Here is a 16,384-nt window from a genome sequence, read left to right on the forward strand (position 1 = left end):
GAGATGTTCCGCAAGCTGCTGGACGAAGGTCGTGCTGGTGAGAACTGCGGCGTACTGCTGCGCGGCACCAAGCGTGATGAAGTCGAGCGTGGTCAGGTTCTGGCCAAGCCGGGCACCATCAAGCCGCACACCAAGTTCGAAGCTGAAGTGTACGTTCTGTCCAAGGAAGAAGGTGGTCGTCACACCCCGTTCTTCAAGGGCTACCGTCCGCAGTTCTACTTCCGTACCACTGACGTGACCGGTTCGTGCGAACTGCCGGAAGGCGTTGAGATGGTAATGCCGGGCGACAACATCAAAATGGTTGTCACCCTGATCAAGCCGATCGCCATGGAAGATGGTCTGCGCTTCGCGATTCGCGAAGGCGGCCGTACCGTTGGTGCTGGCGTGGTTGCCAAGATCGTCGAGTAATCGGTTGATCTGTTCCTCTCAGGCCGGCATAATGGTCGGCCTGATTTTGCTTTAGGTCAGTAGCTCAATTGGCAGAGCGGCGGTCTCCAAAACCGCAGGTTGGGGGTTCGATTCCCTCCTGACCTGCCATTTTCTAACGAATCTGGCGTGTCTTTCACAGGATCCTCTCGAATGAATGTTAAGGCTGAAGCCAAAGACTCTCGCTTTGATCTGGTCAAGTGGCTGGTTGTCGCTGCCCTGGTTGCTGTGGGTGTTGTCGGTAATCAGTACTTCTCTGCTGAGCCGGTTCTGTATCGTGTTCTGGGCTTGGTTGCGTTGGGTGCTGTTGCTGCTTTCGTGGCGTTTCAGACTGCTCGTGGTCAAGCGTTCGCGGTGCTGCTGAAAGAGGCGCGCGTCGAGATTCGTAAAGTCGTTTGGCCGACCCGCCAGGAAACCATGCAGACCACGCTGATCGTGGTTGCGGTTGTTCTTGTGATGGCGCTGCTGCTGTGGGGGCTCGATTCCCTGCTCGGTTGGCTTGTTTCCCTGATTGTTGGTTAAGGGTGTCTCGTGGCTAAGCGTTGGTACGTCGTGCATGCTTACTCGGGTTACGAGAAGCATGTCATGCGCTCGCTCATCGAGCGCGTGAAACTGGCTGGTATGGAAGATGACTTTGGCGAGATTCTCGTTCCCACTGAAGAAGTGGTCGAGATGCGCAATGGTCAGAAGCGCAAGAGTGAGCGCAAGTTCTTCCCTGGCTATGTTTTGGTGCAGATGGAAATGAACGAGGCGACTTGGCACTTGATCAAGGATACGCCGCGCGTCATGGGCTTTATTGGTGGTACGGCCGACAAGCCGGCACCGATCACTGAAAAAGAAGCCGAAGCCATCCTGCGTCGTGTTGCCGATAGCGGTGACAAGCCGAAGCCCAAGACTCTGTTCGAGCCGGGCGAGATGGTGCGAGTTGTCGATGGCCCGTTCGCCGATTTCGGTGGCGTGGTCGAAGAAGTGAATTACGAGAAGAGCCGCATCCAGGTTGCTGTGACCATCTTCGGTCGCTCCACCCCGGTCGAGCTGGAGTTCAGTCAGGTCGAGAAGGCATAACTGACATAAGCATCCCTCACCCCGCAGCCTTAGGCTGCGGGGTTTTGTCGTCACTGGGATAAATGCGTAAGTAACCTCGGGGAGCCGTCAGGCGTTCGAACCCGAAATTGGAGTAGCTAATGGCTAAGAAGATTCAGGCTTATATCAAGCTGCAGGTTAAAGCCGGTCAGGCAAACCCGTCGCCACCCGTGGGTCCCGCTCTGGGTCAGCACGGCGTGAACATCATGGAATTCTGCAAGGCGTTCAACGCCAAGACTCAGGGCATGGAACCTGGTCTGCCGACTCCTGTGATCATCACCGTTTACAGTGACCGCAGCTTCACCTTTGAAACCAAGAGCACCCCGGCATCGGTATTGCTGAAGAAGGCCGCAGGCCTGTCCAGCGGTTCCGCTCGTCCGAACACCGTCAAAGTAGGCACCGTTACCCGTGCTCAGCTGGAAGAGATCGCCAAGACCAAGCAGGCTGATCTGACTGCCGCTGACCTGGATGCGGCCGTGCGCACCATCGCCGGCTCCGCTCGTAGCATGGGCCTGAACGTGGAGGGTGTGTAATGGCTAAGTTGACCAAGCGCCAAAAGGCCATCGCCGAAAAAATCGAAGCAGGCAAGGCCTACAGCTTCGAAGAAGCGGCAACTCTGCTGGCTTCGCTGCCTGCTGCCAAATTCGTCGAGTCCTTCGACGTCGCCGTGAACCTGGGTGTAGACCCGCGTAAATCCGACCAGGTCGTACGTGGCGCCACCGTTCTGCCGAACGGCACTGGCAAGACCGTCCGCGTTGCCGTGTTCACCCAGGGCCCGGGCGCTGAAGCTGCTCTGGCTGCTGGTGCTGACAAGGTTGGTATGGACGATCTGGCTGCCGAAATGAAGGCTGGCGATCTGAACTACGACGTCGTCATCGCTTCCCCGGACGCCATGCGTGTTGTTGGCCAGCTGGGCCAGGTACTGGGCCCGCGCGGTCTGATGCCGAACCCGAAAGTCGGCACCGTTACCCCGGACGTCGCTACCGCTGTCAAGAACGCCAAGGCTGGTCAGGTACGTTTCCGTACCGACAAGAACGGCATCATCCACACCTCCGTTGGCAAGGTCGGCTTCGAAGCCGCTGCGCTGAAGCAGAACGTGGAAGCCCTGCTGTCTGACCTGAAGCGTCTGAAGCCGTCGACTTCGAAAGGCATCTACGTCAAGCGTGTGACCCTGAGCACCACCATGGGTCCGGGTCTGATCATCGATCAGGCTTCGCTCGACGCGTAAGTGATTGGGCCGGTAGCCGTGAGCTGCCGGCTTTGAAAGATTGGGGTCCCTGCCTGGCGGGGGCTATCCAAGACCGTAGGTGACTCGCGTTTTAAATGTCAGGTTCGCCTGATGGCCTACGCAGATGGTGCTCCCGATTCGTTACCGAATCAGACACCAAAACGCCGCTGAACCTCGGTTCGGCGATACGGTAAAAACCAGGAGTAAACCCGTGGCAATTAAACTCGAAGACAAGAAGGCCATCGTCGCTGAAGTCAACGAGGCTGCCAAAGCCGGTCTGTCCGCTGTCGTGGCTGATGCCCGTGGCGTGACCGTCGGCGCAATGACCGGACTCCGTAAAGAGGCCCGCGAAGCTGGTGTGTACGTGAAAGTCGTGCGTAACACCCTGCTCAAGCGCGCCGTTGAAGGCACTCAGTTCGACGTGCTCAACGACGTGTTCAAAGGCCCGACCCTGATCGCTTTCTCCAACGAACACCCGGGCGCTGCTGCTCGTCTGTTCAAGGATTTTGCCAAGGGTCAGGACAAGTTCGAGATCAAGGCAGCTGCGTTCGAGGGCAAGTACCTCGCAGCAAACCAGATCGACGTACTGGCAAGTCTGCCGACCCGCGACGAGGGCATCGCCCAGCTGATGAGCGTTATTCAAGGCGCCACCAGCAAACTCGCTCGCACTCTGGCAGCCATTCGCGACCAGAAAGAAGCTGCTGCTGCCTGAGGCGGCGTGAGCTCTTTCGAAATCAAACGTTTAATTTGATGGTCGCGTAGGCCGTCACCCCAATACAGGAATTGATAGTCATGTCTCTGACTAACGAGCAAATCATCGAAGCTATCGGCCAGAAATCCGTTATGGAAATCGTTGAGCTGATCAAAGCGATGGAAGAAACCTTCGGCGTTACCGCTGCTGCCGCTGTTGCCGCTGGCCCGGCTGCTGCCGCTGCCGCTGTTGAAGAGCAGACCGAGTTCAACGTTGTTCTGGTTGAAGCCGGCGACAAGAAAGTGAACGTGATCAAGGCCGTTCGCGAGCTGACCGGTCTGGGCCTGAAAGAAGCCAAGGAGAAGGTTGACACCGCTCCTCAGGTCGTCGCTGAAGGTCTGACCAAAGAAGCTGCTGAAGACGCCAAGAAGAAGCTGGAAGAAGCTGGCGCCAAGGTCGAGCTCAAGTAAGTTCGTACCTTGCGTCTACAGCCCGAGCGACTCGCACAAGGCTGATGGCTGGTGGCTTTTGCCACCGGCCTTTTTCCGTTCTAGGTTGGTTGTTCAGCAACCGGCCTGGAGCCGAAAGACCCCGCCCGAGAGAGGCGGTTGCAAACCGAGGGTTTGCACGATTTTCTGGTCATCGCCGCCGGCGCTGGCCAAACAAGCAGGTGACCAAGCTGGGGAACGCTGATGGCTTACTCATACACTGAGAAAAAACGTATCCGCAAGGACTTTAGCAAGTTGCCGGATGTCATGGATGTGCCTTACCTCCTGGCCATCCAGCTGGATTCGTACCGCGAATTCCTGCAGCAAGGGGTGAGCAAGGAACAGTTCCGCGACATCGGCCTGCATGCGGCCTTCAAATCGGTATTCCCGATCATCAGCTACTCCGGCAACGCCGCCCTGGAGTACGTCGGCTATCGCCTGGGCGAACCGGCGTTCGACGTCAAGGAGTGCGTCCTGCGTGGCGTGACCTTCGCCGTGCCGCTGCGCGTGAAAGTGCGCCTGATCATTTTCGACAAAGAATCGTCGAACAAAGCGATCAAGGACATCAAAGAGCAAGAAGTGTACATGGGCGAAATTCCGCTCATGACCGAGAACGGTACCTTCGTCATCAACGGTACCGAGCGCGTGATCGTTTCCCAGCTGCACCGTTCGCCGGGTGTGTTCTTCGACCACGACCGTGGCAAGACCCACAGCTCGGGCAAGCTGCTGTACTCCGCTCGTATCATTCCTTACCGCGGTTCCTGGCTGGACTTCGAGTTCGACCCGAAGGATGCGGTATTCGTGCGTATCGACCGTCGCCGCAAGCTGCCGGCTTCCGTCCTGCTGCGCGCGCTGGGCTACAGCACTGAAGAAGTGCTGGATGCTTTCTATGACACCAACGTGTACCACGTTAAGGGCGAGAGCCTCAGCCTGGAGCTGGTTCCGCAGCGTCTGCGCGGCGAAGTCGCCGTTCTCGACATCAAGGACGGCAGCGGCAAGGTGATCGTGGAGCAGGGCCGTCGTATCACTGCCCGCCACATCAACCAGCTGGACAAGGCTGGCATCAAAGAGCTGGAAGTTCCGCTCGACTACGTCATTGGCCGTACCACTGCCAAGGCGATCGTGCACCCGGCTACCGGCGAGATCATCGCCGAGTGCAACACCGAGCTGACCGCCGATCTGCTGGTCAAGATGGCCAAGGCTCAGGTAGTTCGTTTCGAGACTCTGTACACCAACGACATCGACTGTGGTCCGTTCATCAGCGACACGCTGAAGATCGACAGCACCACCAATCAGCTCGAAGCGCTGGTCGAGATCTACCGCATGATGCGTCCGGGCGAGCCGCCAACCAAGGACGCTGCCGAGACCCTGTTCAACAATCTGTTCTTCAGTGCCGAGCGTTACGACCTGTCCGCCGTTGGCCGCATGAAGTTCAACCGTCGTATCGGTCGTACCGAGATCGAAGGTTCGGGCGTGCTGAGCAAGGAAGACATCGTTGCCGTACTGAAGACCCTGGTCGACATCCGTAACGGCAAGGGCATCGTCGACGACATCGACCACCTGGGTAACCGTCGCGTGCGTTGCGTCGGCGAGATGGCCGAGAACCAGTTCCGCGTTGGCCTGGTACGTGTCGAGCGTGCGGTCAAAGAGCGTCTGTCGATGGCTGAAAGCGAAGGCCTGATGCCGCAAGACCTGATCAACGCCAAGCCGGTTGCGGCAGCAGTGAAAGAGTTCTTCGGTTCCAGCCAGCTCTCGCAGTTCATGGACCAGAACAACCCGCTGTCCGAGATCACCCACAAGCGCCGCGTCTCCGCACTCGGCCCAGGTGGTCTGACTCGCGAGCGTGCTGGCTTCGAAGTCCGCGACGTACACCCGACTCACTATGGTCGCGTGTGCCCGATCGAAACGCCGGAAGGTCCGAACATCGGTCTGATCAACTCGCTGGCTGCCTACGCCCGCACCAACCAGTACGGCTTCCTGGAAAGCCCGTACCGTGTGGTCAACGAAGGCAAGGTCACCGACGAGATCGTGTTCCTGTCCGCCATCGAAGAGGCCGACCACGTTATCGCCCAGGCATCCGCCACCCTGAACGACAAGGGTCAGCTGATCGACGAGCTGGTAGCCGTACGTCACCTCAACGAATTCACCGTCAAGGCGCCGGAAGACGTCACCCTGATGGACGTGTCGCCGAAGCAGGTCGTTTCCGTCGCTGCCTCGCTGATTCCGTTCCTCGAGCACGACGACGCCAACCGCGCCCTCATGGGTTCGAACATGCAGCGCCAGGCTGTACCGACTCTGCGTGCCGACAAGCCGCTGGTAGGTACCGGCATGGAGCGCAACGTCGCCCGTGACTCCGGCGTCTGCGTCGTGGCCCGTCGTGGTGGTGTGATCGACTCGGTCGACGCCAGCCGTATCGTGGTTCGTGTCAACGATGACGAAGTTGAAACTGGCGAAGCCGGTGTCGACATCTACAACCTGACCAAATACACCCGCTCCAACCAGAACACCTGCATCAACCAGCGCCCGCTGGTGAGCAAGGGTGACAAGGTGGCGCGCAGCGACATCATGGCTGACGGTCCGTCCACCGACATGGGTGAACTGGCGCTGGGTCAGAACATGCGCGTTGCGTTCATGCCGTGGAACGGCTTCAACTTCGAAGACTCCATCTGCCTGTCCGAGCGCGTGGTTCAGGAAGACCGCTTCACCACCATCCACATTCAGGAACTGACCTGTGTGGCGCGTGACACCAAGCTCGGCCCAGAGGAGATCTCCTCTGACATTCCGAACGTTGGCGAAGCGGCGCTGAACAAGCTGGACGAAGCCGGTATCGTCTACGTCGGTGCCGAAGTGGGCCCGGGCGACATCCTGGTCGGTAAGGTCACCCCGAAAGGCGAGACCCAGCTGACGCCGGAAGAGAAGCTGCTGCGTGCGATCTTCGGTGAGAAGGCGTCCGACGTTAAGGACACCTCCCTGCGTGTGCCGACTGGCACCAAGGGCACCGTCATCGACGTGCAGGTCTTCACCCGTGATGGCGTGGAGCGCGACTCGCGCGCCCTGTCCATCGAGAAGATGCAGCTCGACGAGATCCGCAAGGACCTCAACGAAGAGTTCCGCATCGTCGAAGGCGCGACCTTCGAGCGTCTGCGCTCCGCTCTGGTTGGCGCTACCGCCGAAGGCGGCGCTGGTCTGAAGAAAGGCACCGCGATCACCGACGAGTTCCTCGACGGTCTTGAGCGTGGCCAGTGGTTCAAACTGCGCATGGCCGACGACGCCCTGAACGAGCAGCTGGAGAAGGCTCAGGCCTACATCTCCGACCGCCGTCAGATGCTCGACGACAAGTTCGAAGACAAGAAGCGCAAGCTGCAGCAGGGCGATGACCTGGCGCCGGGCGTATTGAAGATCGTCAAGGTTTACCTGGCCATCCGCCGTCGCATCCAGCCGGGTGACAAGATGGCTGGTCGTCACGGTAACAAGGGTGTGGTCTCGGTGATCATGCCGGTCGAAGACATGCCGCATGACGCCAACGGTACGCCGGTCGACATCGTGCTGAACCCGCTGGGCGTTCCGTCGCGTATGAACGTCGGTCAGATTCTCGAAACCCACCTGGGCCTCGCGGCCAAGGGCCTGGGCGAGAAGATCAACCGCATGCTCGAAGAGCAGCGCAAGATCGCCGAACTGCGCAAGTTCCTCGCCGAGATCTACAACGAGATCGGTGGCCGTCAGGAAAACCTCGACGAGTTCTCCGATACCGAGATCCTCGAGCTGGCGAAGAACCTCAAAGGCGGTGTACCGATGGCGACTGCCGTGTTCGACGGCGCCAAGGAAACCGAGATCAAGGCCATGCTGAAGCTGGCTGATCTGCCGGAGAGCGGCCAGATGCGCCTGTTCGACGGTCGTACCGGTAACCAGTTCGAGCGTCCGACCACCGTCGGCTACATGTACATGCTCAAACTGAACCACCTGGTGGACGACAAGATGCACGCCCGTTCCACTGGTTCCTACAGCCTGGTTACCCAGCAGCCGCTGGGTGGTAAGGCGCAGTTCGGTGGTCAGCGTTTCGGGGAGATGGAGGTCTGGGCACTGGAAGCCTATGGCGCCGCCTACACCCTGCAGGAAATGCTGACCGTGAAGTCGGACGACGTGAACGGCCGTACCAAGATGTACAAGAACATCGTGGATGGCGATCACCGTATGGAGCCGGGCATGCCCGAGTCCTTCAACGTACTGATCAAAGAGATCCGTTCGCTCGGCATCGATATCGATCTGGAAACCGAATAACACGACGTGAATCGGCAGCGGGGCTCGTCCAGCCCGCTGCCCGCTCCGCCAGGAGGAAAGGCCTTGAAAGACCTACTGAATTTGCTGAAAAACCAGGGTCAGATCGAAGAGTTCGACGCCATCCGTATCGGATTGGCCTCGCCTGAGATGATCCGTTCGTGGTCGTTCGGTGAAGTTAAAAAGCCGGAAACCATCAACTACCGTACCTTCAAGCCAGAGCGCGATGGCCTGTTCTGCGCCAAGATCTTTGGCCCGGTCAAGGACTACGAGTGCCTGTGCGGCAAGTACAAGCGCCTCAAGCACCGTGGTGTGATCTGTGAGAAGTGCGGCGTTGAAGTGGCCCTGGCCAAGGTTCGTCGTGAGCGCATGGCGCACATCGAACTGGCTTCGCCGGTCGCCCACATCTGGTTCCTGAAGTCGCTGCCGTCGCGTATCGGTCTGCTGATGGACATGACCCTGCGTGACATTGAGCGCGTGCTCTATTTCGAGAGCTACGTGGTGATCGATCCGGGCATGACCACCCTCGAGAAGGGTCAGCTGCTGAACGACGAACAGTACTTCGAAGCCCTCGAAGAGTTCGGTGACGACTTCGACGCGCGCATGGGCGCCGAAGCCGTGCGCGAGCTGCTGCACGCCATCGACCTGGATCACGAGATCGGCCGCCTGCGTGAAGAGATTCCGCAGACCAACTCCGAGACCAAGATCAAGAAGCTGTCCAAGCGCCTGAAGCTGATGGAAGCCTTCAAGGACTCCGGCAACCTGCCTGAGTGGATGGTGCTGACCGTTCTGCCGGTTCTGCCGCCGGATCTGCGTCCGCTGGTACCGCTGGACGGTGGCCGCTTCGCGACTTCGGATCTCAACGATCTGTATCGCCGCGTGATCAACCGTAACAACCGTCTGAAGCGCCTGCTCGATCTGTCCGCGCCGGACATCATCGTGCGCAACGAAAAGCGCATGCTGCAGGAAGCGGTCGACGCCCTGCTCGACAACGGCCGTCGCGGTCGCGCCATCACTGGCTCGAACAAGCGTCCGCTGAAGTCGCTGGCCGACATGATCAAAGGTAAGCAAGGTCGCTTCCGTCAGAACCTGCTCGGTAAGCGCGTGGACTACTCCGGTCGTTCCGTTATTACCGTCGGCCCGACCCTGCGTCTGCACCAGTGCGGTCTGCCGAAGAAGATGGCCCTCGAGCTGTTCAAGCCGTTCATTTTCGGCAAGCTGGAAATGCGTGGTCTGGCGACCACCATCAAGGCTGCGAAGAAGATGGTTGAGCGCGAGCTGCCGGAAGTGTGGGACGTTCTCGCCGAAGTGATTCGCGAACACCCCGTCCTGCTCAACCGTGCACCGACCCTGCACCGTCTGGGTATCCAGGCGTTCGAGCCGGTACTGATCGAAGGTAAAGCGATCCAGCTGCACCCGCTGGTCTGCGCCGCGTACAACGCCGACTTCGACGGTGACCAGATGGCCGTTCACGTGCCGCTGACGCTGGAAGCCCAGCTCGAAGCGCGCGCGCTGATGATGTCGACCAACAACATCCTGTCGCCCGCCAACGGTGAGCCAATCATCGTTCCGTCGCAGGACGTTGTACTGGGTCTGTACTACATGACCCGTGAAGCCGTGAACGCCAAAGGCGAAGGTCGCGTATTCGCTGACCTGCAGGAAGTCGACCGCGTATTCCGCGCCGGCGAAGCGTCCCTGCACGCCCGTGTGAAAGTGCGTATCAACGAGGTCATCAAGGACCGCGACGGCAGCATCACCAAGAACACCCGCATCGTCGATACCACCGTCGGCCGCGCGCTGCTGTTCCAGATCGTACCGGCCGGCCTGTCTTACGACGTGGTCAACCAGTCGATGAAGAAGAAGGCGATCTCCAAGCTGATCAACCAGTGCTACCGCACCGTTGGTCTGAAGGACACCGTGATCTTCGCTGACCAGCTGATGTATACCGGTTTCGCTTACTCGACCATCTCCGGTGTGTCGATTGGCGTGAACGACTTCGTCATCCCGGACGAGAAGGCGCGCATCATCGATGCCGCCACCGAGGAAGTGAAGGAAATCGAATCGCAGTACGCCTCCGGCCTGGTTACCCAGGGTGAGAAGTACAACAAGGTGATCGACCTCTGGTCGAAGGCCAACGATGAAGTGTCCAAGGCGATGATGGCCAACCTCTCGAAAGAGCCGGTTGTCGATCGCGAAGGCAAGACCGTCGAGCAGGAGTCCTTCAACTCCATGTACATGATGGCGGACTCCGGTGCGCGTGGTAGCGCCGCCCAGATCCGTCAGCTGGCCGGTATGCGTGGTCTGATGGCCAAGCCGGACGGCTCGATCATCGAAACGCCGATCACCGCGAACTTCCGCGAAGGTCTGTCGGTTCTGCAGTACTTCATCTCCACCCACGGTGCTCGTAAAGGTCTGGCGGATACCGCACTGAAGACCGCGAACTCCGGTTACCTGACCCGTCGTCTGGTCGACGTGGCGCAGGATCTGGTGGTGACCGAGATCGATTGCGGCACCGAGCACGGTCTGCTGATGACGCCGCACATCGAAGGTGGCGACGTTGTCGAGCCGTTGGGTGAGCGCGTACTGGGTCGAGTGATCGCCAAGGACGTGTTCAAGCCTGGCACCGAGGACGTCATCGTTCCGGCCGGTACCCTGATCGACGAGCAGTGGGTCGAGTTCATCGAGCTGAACAGCGTCGACGAAGTGGTCGTGCGTTCGCCGATCACCTGCGAAACCCGCTTCGGCATCTGCGCCAAGTGCTACGGCCGCGATCTGGCCCGTGGTCATCAGGTCAACATCGGTGAGGCGGTCGGCGTTATCGCTGCCCAGTCCATCGGTGAGCCGGGTACCCAGCTGACCATGCGTACCTTCCACATCGGTGGTGCTGCAAGCCGTACTTCGGCTGCCGACAGCGTCCAGGTGAAGAACGGTGGTGCGATCCGTCTGCACAACCTCAAGCACGTCGAGCGCGTGGACGGCAATCTGGTGGCGGTGTCCCGTTCCGGCGAGCTGGCTGTGGCTGACGAGTTCGGTCGCGAGCGCGAGCGCTACAAGCTGCCGTACGGTGCCGTGATTTCGGTGAAGGAAGGCGACAAGGTCGACGCTGGCGCCATCGTCGCCAAGTGGGACCCGCACACCCACCCGATCGTGACCGAAATGAAGGGTACCGTTACCTTCGTCGGCATGGAGGAGGGCATCACCATCAAGCGCCAGACCGACGAACTGACCGGTCTGACCAACATTGAGGTTCTCGATCCGAAGGATCGTCCGGCTGCTGGCAAGGACATTCGTCCGGCCATCAAGATGGTCGATGCTAACGGCAAGGAACTGCTGCTGCCGGGTACCGACGTTCCCGCTCAGTACTTCCTGCCAGCCAACGCCCTGGTCGGTGTGGCTGACGGTGCGCAGATCGCGGTCGGTGATGTTATCGCCCGTATCCCGCAAGAGACCTCGAAGACCCGCGACATCACCGGTGGTCTGCCGCGCGTTGCCGACCTGTTCGAAGCGCGTCGTCCGAAGGAAGCTTCGATCCTGGCGGAAATCAGCGGCACCATCTCGTTCGGCAAGGAGACCAAGGGCAAGCGCCGTCTGGTCATCACCCCGACCGATGGCAGCGATCCGTACGAGGAACTGATTCCGAAGTGGCGTCACCTGAACGTCTTCGAAGGCGAACAAGTGAACCGCGGCGAAGTCATCTCCGACGGCCCGAGCGATCCGCACGACATCCTGCGTCTGCTGGGTGTGAGCGCGCTGGCCAAGTACATCGTCAACGAGATTCAGGACGTTTACCGTCTGCAGGGCGTGAAGATCAACGACAAGCACATCGAGACCATCCTGCGTCAGATGCTGCGTAAGGTCGAAGTCAGCGAGTCCGGCGATTCGTCCTTCATCAAGGGCGATCAGATGGAGCTCACCCAGGTTCTGGGCGAGAACGAGCGTCTGGCCGAAGAGGACAAGTTCGTCGCCAAGTACACCCGCGTACTGCTGGGTATCACCAAGGCGTCGCTGTCCACCGAGTCGTTCATCTCGGCAGCGTCCTTCCAGGAAACCACTCGCGTCCTCACCGAGGCAGCGGTTACTGGCAAGCGCGACTACCTGCGTGGTCTGAAAGAGAACGTGGTCGTGGGTCGTCTGATCCCGGCCGGTACCGGTCTGGCCTATCACAGCGAGCGCAAGCGCAAGCGTGATGCCGACAAGCCGGTACGAGTCAGCGCCAGTGAGGTGGAAGCCGCACTGACCGAAGCGCTGAACTCCAGCGGAAATTGAGTCGAGGCCTCGCTGGTTCGCCAGCGGGGCTTTGCCTTGACTGGGGGTGTGAGTCTCTTTAGACTCATGCACCCCTAAATTTGGCAGGGCGCTGTGCTCTGCCATCTTTATTTGTGAGCGTCGAAAGACAACAGTGGAGCTAGTAGATGGCAACTATCAACCAGCTGGTACGTCAGCCGCGTAAGCGTATCGTCGAGAAATCCGACGTACCTGCGCTGCAGAACTGCCCGCAGCGTCGTGGCGTGTGCACTCGCGTGTACACCACTACGCCGAAAAAACCTAACTCGGCACTGCGTAAAGTATGCCGTGTGCGTCTGACCAACGGTTTCGAGGTTTCCTCGTACATCGGTGGTGAAGGCCACAACCTGCAAGAGCACAGCGTCGTGCTGATCCGTGGCGGTCGTGTAAAAGACCTTCCGGGTGTGCGCTACCACACCGTGCGTGGTTCGCTGGATACCTCCGGCGTTAAAGACCGTAAGCAGGGTCGTTCCAAGTACGGTACCAAGCGTCCGAAATAAGGCCGCTTGATCCTTTTTATTTAGTTGAGTCGATAAGAGTAAGGTCGGGCGCGGCGTTCGCCGTTGGTCCCGAGCTAACCTGAAGACCGTTTGAGGGCTTATCAATGCCAAGACGTCGTGTAGCAGCAAAGCGTGAGATCCTGGACGATCCGAAATACGGAAGCCAGATCCTCGCCAAATTCATGAACCACGTGATGGAAAGCGGCAAGAAGGCCGTGGCCGAGCGCATCGTTTACGGTGCTCTGGACACTGTCAAAGCACGCAAGAACAGCGATCCCCTGGAGATCTTCGAGAAAGCTCTCGACGCCATCGCTCCGCTGGTCGAAGTGAAGTCCCGCCGTGTAGGCGGTGCTACCTACCAGGTTCCGGTCGAAGTTCGTCCGTCCCGTCGTAACGCCCTGGCTATGCGCTGGCTGGTGGACTACGCGCGCAAGCGCGGTGAGAAGTCCATGGCTCTGCGTCTGGCTGGTGAGCTGCTGGATGCTGCTGAAGGCAAAGGCGCTGCTGTCAAGAAGCGTGAAGACGTGCACCGTATGGCTGAGGCCAACAAGGCTTTCTCGCACTACCGCTTCTAATTCCGGCTCCACTAACCTTGCGAGGGCTTTATGGCTCGTAATACAGCAATTAACCGCTACCGTAATATTGGTATCTGTGCCCACGTTGACGCGGGCAAGACCACCACTACCGAGCGGATCCTGTTCTACACAGGCCTGAGCCACAAGATGGGCGAGGTGCATGATGGCGCCGCGACCACCGACTGGATGGTTCAGGAGCAGGAGCGTGGTATTACCATTACTTCTGCTGCTATCACCACCTTCTGGAAAGGTTCGGTTGGTCAGTACGACAACTACCGCGTAAACGTCATCGATACCCCCGGTCACGTTGACTTCACCATTGAAGTAGAGCGCTCGCTGCGCGTACTCGACGGTGCTGTCGTTGTGTTCTGCGGTACTTCGGGCGTTGAGCCGCAGTCCGAAACCGTATGGCGTCAGGCCAACAAGTACGGTGTTCCGCGTATCGTCTACGTGAACAAGATGGACCGCCAGGGCGCCAACTTCCTGCGCGTCGTCGGTCAGATCAAGAATCGTCTGGGTCACACCCCGGTACCGATTCAGATCGCCATCGGTGCAGAAGAGAACTTCGAAGGTCAGGTCGATCTGATCAAGATGAAGGCTATCTACTGGAACGACGACGACAAGGGCACTACCTACCGTGAGGAAGAAATTCCTGCCGAGCTGGTAGACCTGGCCAACGAGTGGCGCTCGAACATGGTCGAGGCTGCTGCCGAAGCCAACGAAGAGCTGATGAACAAGTACCTCGAAGAGGGTGACCTCTCCGTCGAGGAAATCAAGGCCGGTCTGCGTCTGCGCACCCTGGCTAGCGAAATCGTTCCGGCTGTCTGTGGTTCCTCCTTCAAGAACAAGGGTGTGCCCCTGGTTCTCGACGCCGTTATCGACTTTCTGCCTGCTCCGACTGAAATCCCTGCAATCAAGGGCATTCACCCGGATCTGGCCGACAAGCCGAAAGAGGAAATCGGCGAAGGCGATTACGACGAGCGTCATGCTGATGACAGCGCGCCGTTCTCGGCTCTGGCGTTCAAGATCGCTACCGATCCATTCGTTGGTACGCTGACCTTCGTCCGCGTCTACTCGGGTGTTCTGGAGTCTGGCCAGTCGGTCATCAACTCCGTGAAGGGCAAGAAAGAGCGCGTTGGTCGTATGGTGCAGATGCACGCCAACCAGCGTGAAGAGATCAAAGAAGTGCGCGCTGGCGACATCGCTGCTCTGATCGGCATGAAGGACGTCACCACTGGTGAAACCCTGTGCGATCCGGACAAGCCGATCATCCTCGAGCGTATGGACTTCCCGGAGCCGGTTATCTCGGTAGCTGTAGAGCCGAAAACCAAGGCTGACCAGGAGAAGATGGGCATCGCACTGGGCAAGCTGGCTCAGGAAGACCCGTCGTTCCGCGTCAAGACTGACGAAGAAACCGGTCAGACCATCATCTCCGGTATGGGTGAGCTGCACCTGGACATCCTCGTTGACCGCATGAAGCGCGAGTTCAACGTCGAAGCCAACATCGGTAAGCCGCAGGTTTCCTACCGTGAAACCATCACCAAGGACGCTGTCGAGATCGAAGGTAAGTTCGTTCGTCAGTCCGGTGGTCGCGGTCAGTTCGGTCACTGCTGGATTCGTTTCTCGACTCCGGACGTGGACGACAAGGGCAACATCACCGAAGGTCTGGTGTTCACCAACGAAGTTGTTGGTGGTGTGGTTCCGAAGGAATACATCCCGGCCATCCAGAAGGGTATCGAAGAGCAGATGAAGAACGGCGTCGTTGCCGGCTATCCGCTGATCGGCCTGAAGGCTACCGTGTTCGATGGTTCCTACCACGACGTCGACTCCAACGAGATGGCGTTCAAGATCGCTGCCTCCATGGCGACCAAGCAGCTGGCCCAGAAGGGCGGCGGTAAGGTGCTTGAGCCGATCATGAAGGTGGAAGTGGTAACTCCCGAGGACTACATGGGCGACGTGATGGGTGACCTGAACCGTCGTCGTGGTCTGATCCAGGGTATGGAAGATTCGGTGTCCGGTAAGGTTATCCGTGCCGAAGTTCCGCTGGGCGAGATGTTTGGTTACGCTACCGACGTCCGTTCCATGTCCCAGGGTCGCGCCAGCTACTCCATGGAATTCTCCAAGTACGCAGAGGCTCCGGCGAACATCGTCGAAGCGCTGGTTAAAAAACAAGGCTAATCCCGCCCTTTAAGTAAGAGGTTTACTGTCGTGGCTAAGGAAAAATTCGAACGTAACAAACCGCACGTCAACGTAGGCACCATCGGTCACGTTGACCACGGTAAAACCACTCTGACCGCTGCTCTGACCCGCGTCTGCTCCGAAGTTTTCGGTTCGGCCAAGGTTGATTTCGACAAGATCGATAGCGCGCCGGAAGAGAAGGCTCGTGGTATCACCATCAACACTGCACACGTGGAGTACGATTCGTCCGTACGTCACTACGCGCACGTTGACTGCCCGGGTCACGCTGACTACGTGAAGAACATGATCACCGGTGCTGCCCAGATGGACGGCGCGATCCTGGTCTGCTCGGCTGCCGACGGCCCGATGCCGCAAACCCGTGAGCACATCCTGCTGTCCCGTCAGGTTGGCGTACCGTACATCGTTGTCTTCCTGAACAAGGCTGACATGGTTGACGACGCTGAGCTGCTGGAACTGGTCGAGATGGAAGTTCGCGACCTGCTGAGCACCTACGATTTCCCGGGTGACGACACTCCGATCATCATCGGCTCCGCGCTGATGGCTCTGAACGGCCAGGACGACAACGGCATGGGTACCACTGCGGTGAAAACCCTGGTGGAAACTCTGGATACCTACATCCCTGAGCCGGTTCGTGC

Annotated in this window: 13 protein-coding genes and 1 tRNA gene; all 14 read left to right on the forward strand. The window is 59.0% G+C overall.

Features of this window, described 5'->3' with window-relative positions:
• On the forward strand, window positions 1-408 hold a 408-nt coding region (locus BLR77_RS24590; protein WP_455550076.1), incomplete at its 5' end, for an EF-Tu C-terminal domain-related protein.
• Window positions 409-461: 53 nt separating this feature from the next.
• Window positions 462-537, forward strand: a tRNA-Trp gene (locus tag BLR77_RS24595).
• Between the two features lie 42 nt (window positions 538-579).
• Window positions 580-948: a preprotein translocase subunit SecE gene (secE, locus tag BLR77_RS24600; protein ID WP_017675627.1), complete on the forward strand. Its 369-nt coding sequence runs from the start codon at window positions 580-582 to the stop codon at window positions 946-948.
• 9 nt (window positions 949-957) lie between these two features.
• Complete coding sequence (gene nusG / locus BLR77_RS24605; protein ID WP_004373446.1) at window positions 958-1,491, forward strand: transcription termination/antitermination protein NusG; 534 nt, start codon at window positions 958-960, stop codon at window positions 1,489-1,491.
• A 119-nt stretch (window positions 1,492-1,610) separates the two neighbouring features.
• A complete protein-coding gene (rplK, locus tag BLR77_RS24610) occupies window positions 1,611-2,042 on the forward strand; it encodes a 50S ribosomal protein L11 (RefSeq protein WP_021488823.1) in 432 nt (143 codons plus the stop codon).
• Window positions 2,042-2,737 (forward strand): 50S ribosomal protein L1, encoded by a 696-nt coding sequence (gene rplA, locus BLR77_RS24615; RefSeq protein ID WP_074682734.1) that lies wholly within the window; start codon window positions 2,042-2,044, stop codon window positions 2,735-2,737. The genes rplK and rplA overlap by 1 nt, the downstream gene beginning before the upstream one ends.
• A 211-nt stretch (window positions 2,738-2,948) precedes the next feature.
• Window positions 2,949-3,449: a 50S ribosomal protein L10 gene (gene rplJ, locus BLR77_RS24620; RefSeq protein WP_037001815.1), complete on the forward strand. Its 501-nt coding sequence runs from the start codon at window positions 2,949-2,951 to the stop codon at window positions 3,447-3,449.
• An 80-nt stretch (window positions 3,450-3,529) separates the two neighbouring features.
• On the forward strand, window positions 3,530-3,898 hold the full coding sequence (rplL, locus tag BLR77_RS24625) for a 50S ribosomal protein L7/L12 (protein ID WP_074682736.1): 369 nt from the start codon (window positions 3,530-3,532) through the stop codon (window positions 3,896-3,898).
• Window positions 3,899-4,120: 222 nt separating this feature from the next.
• Window positions 4,121-8,194 (forward strand): DNA-directed RNA polymerase subunit beta, encoded by a 4,074-nt coding sequence (gene rpoB, locus BLR77_RS24630; RefSeq protein ID WP_074682739.1) that lies wholly within the window; start codon window positions 4,121-4,123, stop codon window positions 8,192-8,194.
• Between the two features lie 63 nt (window positions 8,195-8,257).
• Complete coding sequence (gene rpoC / locus BLR77_RS24635; RefSeq protein ID WP_045736139.1) at window positions 8,258-12,457, forward strand: DNA-directed RNA polymerase subunit beta'; 4,200 nt, start codon at window positions 8,258-8,260, stop codon at window positions 12,455-12,457.
• A gap of 146 nt (window positions 12,458-12,603) precedes the next feature.
• Window positions 12,604-12,975 (forward strand): 30S ribosomal protein S12, encoded by a 372-nt coding sequence (gene rpsL / locus BLR77_RS24640; RefSeq protein ID WP_003463319.1) that lies wholly within the window; start codon window positions 12,604-12,606, stop codon window positions 12,973-12,975.
• A gap of 104 nt (window positions 12,976-13,079) precedes the next feature.
• Window positions 13,080-13,550: a 30S ribosomal protein S7 gene (gene rpsG / locus BLR77_RS24645; RefSeq protein ID WP_003246741.1), complete on the forward strand. Its 471-nt coding sequence runs from the start codon at window positions 13,080-13,082 to the stop codon at window positions 13,548-13,550.
• A gap of 30 nt (window positions 13,551-13,580) precedes the next feature.
• Complete coding sequence (gene fusA, locus BLR77_RS24650; RefSeq protein WP_074682741.1) at window positions 13,581-15,728, forward strand: elongation factor G; 2,148 nt, start codon at window positions 13,581-13,583, stop codon at window positions 15,726-15,728.
• Between the two features lie 30 nt (window positions 15,729-15,758).
• On the forward strand, window positions 15,759-16,384 hold a 626-nt coding region (locus tag BLR77_RS24655; protein WP_139203095.1), incomplete at its 3' end, for a GTP-binding protein.

Source organism: Ectopseudomonas alcaliphila (genome assembly GCF_900101755.1).
Classification (GTDB): Bacteria; Pseudomonadota; Gammaproteobacteria; order Pseudomonadales; family Pseudomonadaceae; genus Aquipseudomonas; species Aquipseudomonas alcaliphila.

Bases quoted from the DNA above. Each gene is read 5' to 3' on its own strand.
- secE (WP_017675627.1), top strand. From the start codon at position 580: ATGAATGTTAAGGCTGAAGCCAAAGACTCTCGCTTTGATCTGGTCAAG.
- rplK (WP_021488823.1), top strand. From the start codon at position 1,611: ATGGCTAAGAAGATTCAGGCTTATATCAAGCTGCAGGTTAAAGCCGGT.
- rplA (WP_074682734.1), top strand. From the start codon at position 2,042: ATGGCTAAGTTGACCAAGCGCCAAAAGGCCATCGCCGAAAAAATCGAA.
- rplL (WP_074682736.1), top strand. From the start codon at position 3,530: ATGTCTCTGACTAACGAGCAAATCATCGAAGCTATCGGCCAGAAATCC.
- rpoB (WP_074682739.1), top strand. From the start codon at position 4,121: ATGGCTTACTCATACACTGAGAAAAAACGTATCCGCAAGGACTTTAGC.
- rpsL (WP_003463319.1), top strand. From the start codon at position 12,604: ATGGCAACTATCAACCAGCTGGTACGTCAGCCGCGTAAGCGTATCGTC.
- rpsG (WP_003246741.1), top strand. From the start codon at position 13,080: ATGCCAAGACGTCGTGTAGCAGCAAAGCGTGAGATCCTGGACGATCCG.
- fusA (WP_074682741.1), top strand. From the start codon at position 13,581: ATGGCTCGTAATACAGCAATTAACCGCTACCGTAATATTGGTATCTGT.